Origin of the sequence: Agromyces ramosus (assembly GCF_030817175.1) — a bacterium.
Taxonomy (GTDB): Bacteria; Actinomycetota; Actinomycetes; order Actinomycetales; family Microbacteriaceae; genus Agromyces; species Agromyces ramosus_A.
The window spans coordinates 1,189,525-1,202,493 of record NZ_JAUSYY010000001.1; the positions used below are offsets into that span (position 1 = coordinate 1,189,525).

The 12,969-nt window shown below is 69.6% G+C and carries 5 protein-coding genes; 2 read left to right on the forward strand and 3 right to left on the reverse strand.

The genetic code is table 11. The annotated features are described in order from the left end of the window. The first annotated feature begins 31 nt into the window (after window positions 1-31). A complete protein-coding gene (locus tag QFZ26_RS05560; protein ID WP_307040027.1) occupies window positions 32-1,054 on the forward strand; it encodes a LacI family DNA-binding transcriptional regulator in 1,023 nt (340 codons plus the stop codon). 58 nt (window positions 1,055-1,112) lie between these two features. Here QFZ26_RS05560 and QFZ26_RS05565 read toward each other — a convergent pair whose 3' ends face one another. The 3 genes from QFZ26_RS05565 to QFZ26_RS05575 all read right to left on the reverse strand — a co-directional run bounded on the left by QFZ26_RS05565 (window position 1,113) and on the right by QFZ26_RS05575 (window position 10,104). Next, window positions 1,113-2,450, reverse strand: a complete 1,338-nt coding sequence (locus QFZ26_RS05565; RefSeq protein WP_307040029.1) for an MFS transporter — start codon at window positions 2,448-2,450, stop codon at window positions 1,113-1,115. Window positions 2,451-2,603: 153 nt separating this feature from the next. After that, on the reverse strand, window positions 2,604-3,881 hold the full coding sequence (locus QFZ26_RS05570) for a DUF7927 domain-containing protein (RefSeq protein WP_307044940.1): 1,278 nt from the start codon (window positions 3,879-3,881) through the stop codon (window positions 2,604-2,606). A 370-nt stretch (window positions 3,882-4,251) separates the two neighbouring features. Continuing rightward, window positions 4,252-10,104 (reverse strand): beta strand repeat-containing protein, encoded by a 5,853-nt coding sequence (locus tag QFZ26_RS05575; RefSeq protein ID WP_307040031.1) that lies wholly within the window; start codon window positions 10,102-10,104, stop codon window positions 4,252-4,254. Window positions 10,105-10,371: 267 nt separating this feature from the next. On the opposite strand from QFZ26_RS05575, the gene QFZ26_RS05580 reads away from it, so the two are divergent. Further along, window positions 10,372-12,957, forward strand: a complete 2,586-nt coding sequence (locus tag QFZ26_RS05580) for a LuxR C-terminal-related transcriptional regulator (RefSeq protein WP_373460684.1) — start codon at window positions 10,372-10,374, stop codon at window positions 12,955-12,957. Window positions 12,958-12,969 lie beyond the last annotated feature (12 nt).

Here is a 12,969-nt window from a genome sequence, read left to right on the forward strand (position 1 = left end):
CGACGCCTCGACGAACGAAGGAGGTCCGGTGATGCCGGCAACTCTGCGCGACGTCGCCGACCGCGCGAACGTTTCGATGCGCACCGTCTCCAACGTCATGAGCGGGTACGAGCACGTGAGCGAGAAGATGCGCTCGCGCGTACTCGCGGCGATCGCCGACCTCGACTATCGTCCCAACCTCGTTGCGCGCACCCTCCGCACCGGTCGCACCGGGATGCTCGCGCTCATCGTTCCCGAGATCGACGTGCCCTACTTCTCGGAGCTCGCCCGCGACGTCATCAATGCGGCCGCCGAAGTGGGCTACCGCGTGATGATCGACCAGACCGGCCACGACCACGAGCGCGAGCGCCAGCTCCTCACCGGCGACGACCGCACCATGCTGTTCGACGGCATCCTCTTCAGCCCGCTCGTCACGCGCGATGAGCTCCGCGAGATGAACACCGCCACGAGCATGCCGCTCGTGCTCCTCGGCGAGCACGAGTTCGACGGCCACTACGACCACGTCGCCATCGACAACGTCAGGGCTGCGCGGGATGCCACGGCCCACCTGATCTCGCTCGGCCGCACGCGCATCGCGGCGATCGGGGCCCAGCCGGCCGAGAGCTACGCGACCCCGCAACAGCGCACGGCCGGCTACGAGGCAGCCCTCCGCGACGCCGGACTCGAGCTCGACGCCGCGCTCCTGCATCCTGCCGCGCACTATAGCCGTGCCGACGGGTATGCCGCCGCACAAGAACTGCTCGCGGCATCCGACCCGCCAGACGCGATCTTCTGCTACTCCGACCTGCTCGCGATGGGCGCGATGCGCGCCGTCTTCGACGCCGGCCTCCGGGTGCCCGAGGACGTCGCGGTCATCGGCATCGACGACATCGAGGAGGGCCGATACTCGCGGCCCACCCTGAGCACCGTGTCGCTCGACACCCCGTTCATCGCGCGGAGCGCGGTGGCGCGCATCACCGCCCGCATCGAGGATCCCGACGCCCCGGCCGAGGAGGTCGTAGCGCCGCACGCAGTGATCCCGCGTGAGAGCACGGGATCCGGCACACCGGGCTGACGCCGGAACGGCTGCCGCTCACGCCAGATGCGAAGCGGCGACCGGGAAGACATGCGCTTCAGGCTACGGATGCCGCGAGCTCGGGTGCCGACGAGCGGGAGGGCTCCGCGACCTCCGTCGACTCGTCGCTCATGTCGAGCGGGTGCGCGATCTCGTCGCGGGTCATCCGTGCCGCGATGATCGCGACGATGCCGATCACGAGGGGCGCGGCACCCGCGATCAGGAACACGGTCGTCAGCCCGAGCGCCTCGCCCGCCGGGCCAGCGAAGGCCATCGACACGGGCATGAACGCGAGCGAGACGAAGAAGTCGAGGCTCGAGACGCGGCCGAGCATGGCCGGCGGAACCCGCCGTTGCAGCAGCGTGCCCCAGATCACGACGCCTCCGTTGAAGGCCGCGCCCACCAGGAACGCCGCGATCGCCATGATCCAGATCTGGTCGGTCATTCCGAACACCGCGAGCGGGAGGCATCCGAATGCCCACAGCAGGTTCATCACGGTCAGGTAGCGCTTCGGCAGGCGAAGGGATGCCACGGCCATCGAGCCGACCGCGCCGCCGATGCCGAACGCGGCGAGAATCAGGGCGTGGTCTTCGGGGCCGCCGCCGGCGACGTCCTTGATCACGAACGGCACGAGCACCTCGAACGGCCCCATGATCAGCAGGATCAGCAGCGACGCGAACACCAGGGTGCCGAACAGCCACGGCGTGCGCACCATGTAGGTGAAGCCTTCGCGCACGTCGACGAGCAGGGCGACGGCCGCGTGCCGCGTGGGGCCGTCGCCTGCCTCTGTGCGCTCGCCGCGCAGCGGCGTCTCGGGGACCTTCAGGATGCACACCGCCGCCACGACGCCCGTCAGCGCGGCCACGGCCAACGCCGCACCGGGCGACGAGATGGCGATGAGCGCGCTCGCGAGCGCGGGTCCGCCGGCCTGCATGAGGATCGGCCGGGCCATGCCCTCGAAGCCGTTGGCCGCGAGCAGCTGGTCTTCGGGCAGCACGCTCGGCAGCAGCGCCGAGTAGGCGGGATAGTACAGGCCGGCCATGACGCCGCCGACGAACGCGACCGCCGCGAGCTGCCAGGCGGCGAGCCCCCCGGTCAGCGAGAGCAGCGCGACGACGCCGACGCTGGCCGCCCGCACGACCTCGACGACGAGCAGGATGCGCCGCTGCGGAATGCGATCGGCCAGCGCGCCGCCGAGCAGCGTCGTCAGGAGCATCCCGACCGCCGATGCGCCGGCGACGAGCGAGAGCTCGGCCGCGCCGCCGCCGACCGCGACGATCTGCCAGACCAGCGCGACCATCCAGATGCCGGCGCCGATCATCGACGCCACGAGTGCCGCCGCGAGCCACCGATAGGCCGGGTTGCGCAGGGGCCGAAGAGCCCGGGGTGTTGACATGATCTTCTCCTTGATGAGCGAGCGGATGCCTCGAATGCTGCTGAAGCGGATGCTTCTACTCATGCGTCGAACTGGCACAGTCGAAATCGACAGCTCGCACGGAGATTCTCATGGGCCTCGGCGGTGTGGCCTCCTACCGCGGGTTGTTCCGCCCTAGCAGGCGGCCTTGCCCTGTCTGCGCCGCAGGATCATCAGGACCGCACCCCCCGAGAGCAGGAGCAGCGCGAACAGCACAGCCGTCCACACAATGCCGGTACCGGTGTCGGCGAGGAGCTGCACCGTCGACGTGGTCGTGACGACACGGTCGGCCGCACCGCCGTCGAGACCGACGGCCCCGAGTGTCGGGTCGGACACCGCCGCATTCACGAGGGTCGCCCCGGAGACCGCGTCGGCGTTGACGGTCACCGAGTAGGTGATCGTCGCGGACTCGCCGATCGCGAGGCCCCCGGTCCAGGTGAGGACGGTGCCGCTGACTTCTACGGAACCGGTGTCGGATGTCGCGTTGCCGTCGTAGCTCGCATCGTCGAGCACGTCGGAGAGGTCATCCGTCACGGTCACCCCCTCGGTCTCGGGGATGTCGACACCGCCGGTGTTGGTCACGGTCACCGCGTAGTGCACCTTCGAGCCCGGGGCGACGATCGTGGCATCCACGGTCTTCGCCACCTCGAGGGCCGCGAGTGGTGTCTCGGTCGCCGCGCAGAGGGGTGCCACGCAGTCGGCCGGATCCGGCACCGTCGGCTCGGTCACGTCGGGGGCGCCGACGAAGGCGACGTTGACGAGGTTCGCGTTGCCGTCGGCGGTGATGGTCACCGTGTACGAGAGCGTCGTGCTGCCGCCCGAGGCGAGCGCACCGGCCCAGCGGTAGCCGTCATCGCTCGCGGTGACCGCACCGGCGTCGGGTGTGGCGATCGGGGCGGCCTCGACCGACGCATCGTCGAGCACGTCGCCCAAGGCATCCAACACCACTGCCGGGTAGAGCGCGGTGAAGTCACCCTCCCCCACGTTTTCGACCGTGATCTCGTAGTCGACCGTGTCACCGACCCGCAGGAATGGCACCGAGGGCGTAGCCGCCTTGGTGATCTCGAGGGCCGGGATCAGGATGTCCGCAGTCGCCGTCGCCTCGGTGGCGATCACACCGCCGACGCCGGACTCGACCGTCGCCGAGTTGCCCCAGCCGCCGTCGGTGCTGCCCTGGTCCTCGGGCAGCAGCGCACGCACGGTCACGTCGAACACGTGGACCGCGTTCGGCGGGAGCGGCGTGCCGTCGGCGACGAGCTGCAACTCGGATTCCCCGTCCCAATCGGACTCCACCGCAGGCGAGCCGGCGCGGCCCGCAGCCGTCTCGACCGTCACGACCGTGCCCGCCGGGAAGTCGAGCTCATCGACGAGCCCGTAGCTCAGCCTGATGGCCGAGGGGTTGGTCACGGTCATCGTGTAGCTGAGCAGCCACCAGCCGTCGGCCTGCTGCGCCGGCTGACCGGCGAGCTCCTTGGTCACGCCCGGGTCCCAGGCGCGGGCGCAGGCCTCGGCGTCAGCCGTGACGACGCCCGAACCGATGGTAGCGGTGTTGCCGAACCCGGTGGCCGTCTCGCCGTCGTCGAGCGTGCAGTCACCGGCCGGGTCATCCCCGGTCACGGCGCCCGCATCGATCACCGCGCGCACCGTGTAGGTGTGCGAGCCGGCCGCCGGGAGCAGGATGTCCTCCGCGATCGTCGTCGCGCCGTCACCGTCCCAGCTCGGCTCGACCGACACGCCGGCGGGCTGCGCCACGATCGTCGGCGGCGAGTCGAGCGTAATGCCGTCACCGAGGGCGAAATTGTCGTCCAGCGTGTATTCGCTCGCCGAGGTGCCGGAGGGGTTCGCCACGGTGATCCGGTAGAGCACGCGCCACGTGCCGTCGGCCTCCTGCTCCTGGGAGAGCACCGACTTGCTCAGCGAGGGCAGTGGCACGTGTGGCAGGTCGGCGCAGCCCACCGAGCCGGAGGTGCGCGCACCCACGACCACCTCGACCTCGTTGCGCAGGCCGGCCGGGTCCTTGGGCCGGGTCGCATTGCACGCCGGCCGTGATGCCGGCCGGCACCGTGAACTGCACGGTCACCGTGTAGACCTGAGTGGCCGGTGTCGACTCGTCGGCTGCGGCGCCGATCGCGCCAGAGCCGAGTTCGGTGTCGGCCTGGCCGTCGAAGTCGGCGTTCACGGCGCCGCCCTCGGGTGCCGTCGCCGTGACATCCACGATCTGCACGTCGGCAGGAAATCCGAGCTCATCCTCGAGGGCGTACGGGATGGTGCCCGTCGTCGACGTGGACCGATTGCTGACGGTCACATCGTAACTGAGCGTCCAGATCCCGGTCGAGGGATCCTGCACCGGAGCACCGGTCGTCGTCTTCACGACGCTCGGGTCGGTGAACGGCTCGCAGGCGTCATCGAACGCAGACTTCACACCGGCCAGGACGGTGGCGGTGTTTCGGAATCCGGTACCGGTCTCGCCGCCGTCGATCCGGCAGTCAGCCGCCGCAGACTCGGCATCGAGCGCGCCCGGATCCGCGACCACCGTCAGCTGGTAGCTGTGCGTCTCGCCCGGGGTGAGGGGCACGTCCTGCGCGAGCAGCGTCGTGCCGGCACCGTTCCAGCCGGCGTTCGGCGTCACCGTCAGCGGGTTGTCGGAGATGGATGCCGAGATCACCGAGACGCCCGACGCGAAGCCGAGCTCGTCATCCAGGTCGTAGAAGGTAGAGAAGGTGGGGTCGGGGTTCTGCACGTCGATGCGGTAGACGAGGGTCCAGTCCCCGTTCTCGTCGACCGCCGAGGAAACCACGCTCTTGGTGATGGTCGGCAGGGGCGCGACGGTGATCGGCGCACACGCGGAGACCGTCGCGAGACTCGTTCCGCCGGTGCCGGCGAACAGGGTCGCGGTGTTCGCGTAGCCGCCGCCGCTCGCACCGCAAAGCAGGTCGGCGGGTGCCACGGCACCGACGGGGGCGTCGGCGTTCACCGTGACGGTGTAGACCCGGGTGGTCGACGTCTGTGTGCCGCTCGGTGCGGGGATGCGGCCGACGCCCTCCAGCAGCGCCTGATCACCGGCCCCGTCGAAGGTGGCGCTCGTGCCCGGGCCGCTGACCTGCACCGAGTTCACGACGGTGCCGACCGGGAAGTCGATCGCGTCCTGCACCGTGTAGGCGAGGTCCGCCGGCGCCGCGTTGCTGTTGCGCACGGTCACCGTGTAGGTGACGTTCCAGCTGCCGTCGGGCTGCTGCGTGGGCGCGGCGACCGTCTTCTGGATCGTCGGCTTGACCGGCGTCGCACACGCCTGGGCGGTCGCGTTCGGGATGCCCGTGAGGCTGATCGTCGCCTGGTTGCCGAAGCCACCGGCGGCACCCGCAACACACGCGGCCGCGGACGTGCCGGCCACCTGGTTCGCGTTCGCCTGCACGGTCAGCAGGTAGGTGTGCTGCGCTCCGCCCGGGATGCTCACGCCGGTCGCCACCGCGCCGTTGCCCGACCACGCCGGAATCGCCGCGGTCACGCCCGCCGGCGTGGCCGCCGTCGCCGAGAGCACCTGGATGCCCGCGCCGAACCGCAGCGTGTCGCTGAGGTTGTACGTGCTGGTGCCGATGGGGCTCGGATTCGTCACGTCGATCGCGTACAGGATCGCCCAGGTGCCGTCGTCGTTCTGCGTGAAGGACTGGATTCGCTTACCGATGAGCGGCGCGAAGATGGACTGCACGCTTGCGCAGGAGATGCCGTCCTGGTCTTCGCCGTTGATGCACGAGGTGCCGGCCGCACCCGAGGCATACGCGGTGTTGGTCACGACCTTGTCGGCGCCGGCGCCGATCGTGACGCTGTAGACGATCGTCGTGGTGGCGCCCGCCGCGAGCTGCCCGGACCAGACGAGCTGGTTCGAGGCGTTCGGCGATATCGGGGTGGGCGAACCGCCGTCGACGACGACGGTGCCACTCGCGTAGCTCGCGTCATCGAGCACGCCGCCGAGGTTGTCGAGCACGGTCGCCGGGTTGCCCGCGGTGTAGTCGTTGGTGCCGTCGTTGGTGAGGATGACCGTGTAGGTCACCGTGTCACCGGTGCGCACACCGGCGGCCGGCGCGTTGCTGGCCTTGCTCACGCTGAGGCGCTGCAGGCGGTCGGTGTCGCTGTTCGACGCGGTCAGCGGGGCAGCGGTCACCGGGTCGACGGCGGCCGCCGTGACGTTGTTGAGCACGTCGCCGGTGGCCTTGTTCGCCACGCGCACGGTCACCGTGAAGGTGGCGGAGTTGCCCGCGTTCGAGGTGCCGTCATCGCCGGTGGCCGTGGACGTGCCTCCTGCGGTGAGGTTTACGGGAGCGAACGTCACCGTGCCGCCCAGCCCGTCGGCGTCCTGACCGGAGATGGTGCCGCCGGAGACCCACTCGACGTTCGCGGGAAGCTGGTCGGTCACGACCACCCCACTCACCGCCTGGTCGACGATCTCGTTCCGCGCGGTGATGGTGTAGGTCAGGGTCTGACCGGGGCTTGCCACGGTGACGCCGTCGGTCTTGACCACCGAGAGCAGGGAGGCGGCGTCGAACACCGTGGAGCACACGCTCGCACTGTCGTTGCTCGTAATCGGGTCGTTCATGATTCCCGCGATCGAGGCGTCGATGCAGACCTGGGCGCCGGAGACGCTCGCGTCCGGTGTCACCGTCAACGGAATGGTTTCCGGGGTGTTCAGCTGCAGCTGGCGCGTGAGTCCGTTGGCGTCCACCGGATCGCAGGTCACCGTCACGGGGCCCGTCAACGAGGGCGCCGTGCACAACCAGCCCGCGATCGTGAGGCTCGAGATGGTGAGGCCGGCGGGCACGGCGAGAGTCACGGTCCCGGTGGCCAGCTGCGATCCGCCGCCGTTGTTGACGACGAACGGCACGGTGCCGACGCGACCGACCTGCAGCGGGAAACGCGAGCCGGCGGTGACGCTGAGGTCCGCCTCCTGGGTCGTCGCACACACCGCGGCGGGCTCAACGGCAGTCAGCGACGTGGCGATGCCGGCGACCGAGTTGCAGGCGATCTTGTCGGCCGAGCCGCCGACGAGCGAGGCATCGTAGGTGAAGCTGCGGGATGCCCCGGCTGCCAGCGACGCGATCGTGGCACGAATCGCGCTGGCGCCGGATGCCGGTGCCGTCCAGTCACCGGAGGTAGCGCCACTGAAGACGCCCGGCCTCGGCGGGCTGGTCGACGTCGAGTAGGCCAGGGTGACGTCTCCCGGCACGCCGCTCATGGAGCTCAGGGCTTCCTTCACGGTGCTGCCGCGCGGAGTACCCGCGGTCGCATCGCTCGTCCCGGTGTCGCCGATGTAGGGCAGCACGTCGTAGGCGATGATGTTGTTCGCCTGGGCGTTGCCAGAGTTCGTGATGGTGATGCGGTACTTGATCGAGCTCGCGGTCGGGGGCACGCCCACGATCACGTTGGAGTTGGCGATCCAGGTGCAGTTGTTCTGGGCATCCGGCTTGCAGATCTCCTTGAGCACGCTCAGCGCGGGAGTGCCGGTGACTGTCACGTTCACGGTGCGCGCGGCGTACTTGTCGCCGGTGTTGCCGTCGCCGGCGAGGTCGGCCGTCTCGGTGTAGGTGGCCGGGTAGTAGCCGGCCACGCCGCGAGCGGCATCGCCCATCAGGAAGGTGGCGGTATTCGTGCCCGCGGGCGCCGCGCCGGTCGGCGTCGTCGAAACGTACAGTTGCGGCAGCACACCCGAGTTGCCCGTCGCGTTGATCGAGAGCGGCGCGGGCCAGGTGGCCACGACGACGCTCATGAGCTGACCGCCGATGGTGACCTGTCGCTGTTCGACGGTCGTGCCGGCCGGCGGTGGCGTGGCCCAGCTGGTGCCGGTGACGTTCCAGCCGAACGGCGCGGTGAAGACGTACTGCGGGATGATCGAGCCATTGTTCGGTGCGTTCGTGACCTGTCCGAAGACGCCCCAGCCGACCGAGCTGCCGGTGACGATGTTGCCACCGCCGACGACCGAGGGGCCGTTGGTGGTGACCTGAAGCGTGGGGGGCGAGGCAGGCGTTGCCTGGAGGGTTACGGTTCTCGATGCCTGCGCGCTGAGCGGTGCCAAGGCGTAGCCGGGGTAGCTCATCGTGACGGTCGCGGTGTTGGTGCGGGGCCCAGGAGTAGTCCCAGGTGATACGGCGTAGTTGAACCAGAGGGTCACCGGGGTGTTCTTGGATTTGTCGGTCGAGACCACGTTGGGCCCGATGAGCGGCGCGGAGGTCGCCGTGGCGGCGACGATGCGTCGTCCGGTCGGCGCCGTGAAACTGCCGCCCGCCGCGACGGTGGTCGTTCCCGTCGTCACGGCGTTGGCAGCGTCTTTGAGGGTGTAGTCGACTGTGAATGCGACCGACGAAGGATTGGTGATCCCGTAGACCGGCATCTCCGGCTGATCGAGATCGGAGTCCGAGATCGTCACGACGCCGGCGACGTTCGCGGTGTTGCCCGCCGTGATGATCCAGCTCCGGGCGAACGCGGGCTGACCGGCCGCCGGGATGTAGACGATCGGTGCGGAGGAGTTTCCGGCGGAGAGCGAGGACGTCTTGACCGGCGCCGTCATACCGCTGAACGGATCGCAGTTCTGCGCCTGGACGGTGGCGGTCTTCGCCGCCGGATCCTGCACGGTGCCGTCGAGCAGCACGAGGTGGAGGTTCGAGGTGAAGGTCGTCGATGCCACGCAGGCCGCACCCGTGGTCGGCATCCCCGCGCTCGGGTAGGTCACCTGGAACGACCGGCCGAGCGGTCCGCGGGCGTTGGTCGTCGCCGAAGTGGTGTCCCCACCGTTCCAGGTGATGGTGTGCGTCGCCGGGTCGTAGACGCCGGCGCCGTTCGCGCTGCCCGCGACATACTGCGCCTCGGCAGGCAATTGCGTGGTCACCGTGTAGGACTTGGCACACTGGTAGACCTCGGTGCCCAGGTTGTACTGCGACACGTAGTTGCAGGCCGCGTACGCCCCAACGTTGACCACGATCGGTGTGTCGGTGCGCGTGCTCGTCGGTGCCGACATCGCGAAGGTCGGGGTGCCGGTACGTGAGACCCAGGTCGCGCTCGCGGTCGCGGTCGCGGGCCCCGTGGCCGTGTCGGAGTTGATGGTTGCCTGCGAAGGGATGACGAAGCCGTTGGGGAAGAACGACCCCGGCGACCCGGGTGCCGGGAGGCCCGGACGGTTCTGGAAGGTGTAGTTCAGCTGGAACACACCGTTCTGACCGGCCGTGAGGTTGCCGAGATTGACGGTGATGCCGGCAGCCGGCGACCCGGTCGATGTCGCTCCCACGAACGGCGGCGTGAAGGTGTAGCCGGCCGACTCCAGAATGAACTGGTTGTAGTAGGGGTCCTTGACGTTGGGCGCGATCGTGACCGTCGTGTTCGAACAGTCGGCCACGCTGCAGGCGAAGCCCACGTCGATGCGGTATCGGCCGCCGAGCGAGGAGTCCGTCGGGTCGACCGTCGTGATCGGGACGCCGGTCGTGGTGTTCACGAACGTCTCGGTTATCGAGACGACGCCGGGGCCTGCGGCGAACGCCGGGGTCGCCGGCAATACCCCGAAGACCAAAGCAACCGTCGCAACCGGAGCGAGCCACCGCCGCCCCCTGATGCCCCAGCCGCTCGTTCCAGTGCCGCTCGTGATGCGTCGTCCCATGACGATTCTCCCCCGTAGTGCGTCAGCACACCCGAATCCGATCGCGGGATCGCGTTCACGACCTCCCCGTGAGCGCGCGCGACCTCACGCATGCTCGGGATGCCCGGCCAGTCTGTCGCGAGGCCGTTCGCCCCGGGGATGAGGGCGGGGTGATGTTCGCGGGATCAGAACCCCCCATACAGGGGACACGCCGATCGGGCCCGCCCGGTGGAGCAGACGAGCGGGCATACGATCGACCGTACGGTTCGCGATTCTGGGGGAGGTCCGATGCCCGCTGGCGGCCCTTCCGGGATCGCGTTCGTCCCGCGGCTACCGGCGGAGCTCATCGAGCGGGATGAACTCGTCCAGCAGGTAGAGCGGGCGGCCGGACATCCCCTGATGATCGTTCGTGGCGCCGCGGGCGGCGGCAAGTCCACGCTGCTCGCCAGCTGGGCGAAGAGGCACCCGCGCAGCGGCGTGTGGATCGGGCTCGATCGCTCGGCGAGCGACCGACTCGGCTTCTGGCGACGGGTCGTCGACGGCGTTCTGGACGCTCGGCTCGTCCCGGACAGCTCGGTGCTGCACGAGCTCGTGGTGTCCATGGAGGTCGACGGCCGGTTGCGCACGCTGCTGGGGCGCGGACTGTCCTCGGCGACCGAGCCCATCACGGTGGTGCTCGATGACTTTCACGAGGTGTCCGACGAGTCGGTCCACGAGGACATCCACTGGCTGCTCGAGTCGGGCGTGACGGTGCAGTTCGTGATCGCGACGCGCACGGTGAGCCTACTCGAACGTCCCGATCGGATGGCTCGCGTCGATACCGCACTCATACGCCCCTCTGCCCTCGCGTTCCGTCGCGATGAGGTCACAGCCGCTGCCCAGCTGTTCCAGGCCAAGGAAGCCGCGGAGGAGGTCCATCGCGCCTTCGCGGGATGGCCGCTGCCGACCCGCGCCGCACTCATTCAGTTGCGGGACGGCACCGCCGCGACCGTGGAAGAGGCGATCGAGCGCGTTCGTGATGTCGGCGGCAGCTTCGTCGTCGATCTGGTCGACGACACGGGGTACGGCAACTTCCTGCTGCGCACCTCCGTCGCCCGCCGGCTCAGCAGGGAGCTCACCATCGAGGTGGGCGGACCGGATGCCGAGGCACATCTCGCCCGTGCCGAACACGAGGGGCTCGGCAGCTGGTCGGAGGGCACGAGCCGCGGCGAGTTCATGCTGCACCCCTACCTGCGGGAGCGGCTGGAACAGAAGTTCGTGGTCCGCCTGCCCGAGCAGGTCGCCGACGTGCGCCGCGCATACGCCCGCGAACGTGCCGAGCGCGGTGACGCCCTGGAGGCCGCGCGCCAATACGTGGCGATCGGCGACATCGCCGCACTCGTGCGCCTCGTGCGCAAGAACTACGCGGAGCTGGTCCGAGCGCGCGACGCCTTCTCGGCGATCCTCGATTCAGTCGACGAGAGCGAGCTCCGACGACATCCCGAGCTCCTCGTCTACCAGTTGGTCTCCTCCCACTCCGACGCCAGAGTCCGACGGCCGGGACTGGCGCGGATGGTGAGCCTGACGACCGCCACGCTCTACGCGCGCCTGGGCGGCGGCGAGCCCGCGGACCGCGTCAGCCTGCTCCTGGCCCTCCTCGCGGTCCAGCGCATGGGTGGCCACTTCGAACAAGCCACCAAGACGGCCGAGCGACTGGTCTCCGCGCTCGGGCTGCTCGATGAGGGGAACCGCGAGGAGCTGCGGGGGGTGATCCCCTGGGCGTGGACTCAACTCGCGACCACGTTCATCTACGACGAACAGCTCGCTCGCGCCGAGGAGTGTCTGCAGATCGCCCTGGATGTCGCCGACGGACCTTGGGCTCGCGTACACACCGAAAGCCTGCAGGGTCTCATCACCGCCATGCGCGGCGATCTCACCACACTGCAGCCGCGGCTCGCTGCCGCACGCCACCGCCGGGGCCCGGCCGGTTGGCGGGGAACCTTCACGGCGGCGGGCTACCACCTGGCGGAGGCGTACGAGGCTCTGGAGCGCTTCGACGGTGGCGCGGCCAGGCAGCAGCTCGACGAACTCGCGCCGCACGAGCCCACCATCGAGCTGTGGCCGCTCATCGCGCGAATGCGCGGCCTGGCCGCGCTCGTCGATGGTGTCCCCTATCTCGGGCTCCAGACGCTCGCCGCCGACATCGCGGCTCACGCCGACCGACCGTCCATCAGTCGCGCAATGACGACGCTCTTGGCAACTACTCGAGCAGAGTTGCTCCTCGCCGACGGCCAGGCGCATCGGGCAGCCGAGGTGCTGCGCCCTCTTCGGCGAATGCCCACTGCGGACCTGATGCGTGCGCGGGTCCACCTGGTCCTCGGTGATGATGGCGCAGCGCTGGGGTACGCGGCGCCGGTGGCTTGGTCGGAGGAGAACATCCCCCGGGCGAAGGCCGAGGCGCTGCTGGTCGTCGCCGCGGCATCCCACCGCTTGAATCAGACCGCGGATGCCCGCGATGCCGCCGAGCGCGCGGTCGCCCTGCTCGGCAGGTTCTCATTGCACCGACCCCTGATGACGCTGCCGCGGCGGGATCTCGTCGCGGTACTTGATGCCGCAGGCATCGCGCACGAGCATCTGCTCGAAGGCGTGCCGAATATCTTCCCGCCCTCGAGACGGGACTGGTCGCTGACCGCGGCGGAGTTGCGGGTGCTGGCGATGCTCGAGGGCACCAGCCGAATCGATGAGCTCGCCGCCCAGCTGGGGGTCTCGGCCAACACGGTCAAGAGCCACCTTCGGCAGATCTATCGCAAGCTCGGTGTCCGGTCCAGGAACGAGGCCCTGGGCGTGGCGGGACTCCACGGCATGACCGCGGATCGCGACCAGCCGTCGGACTGAGAGACCAGCGCG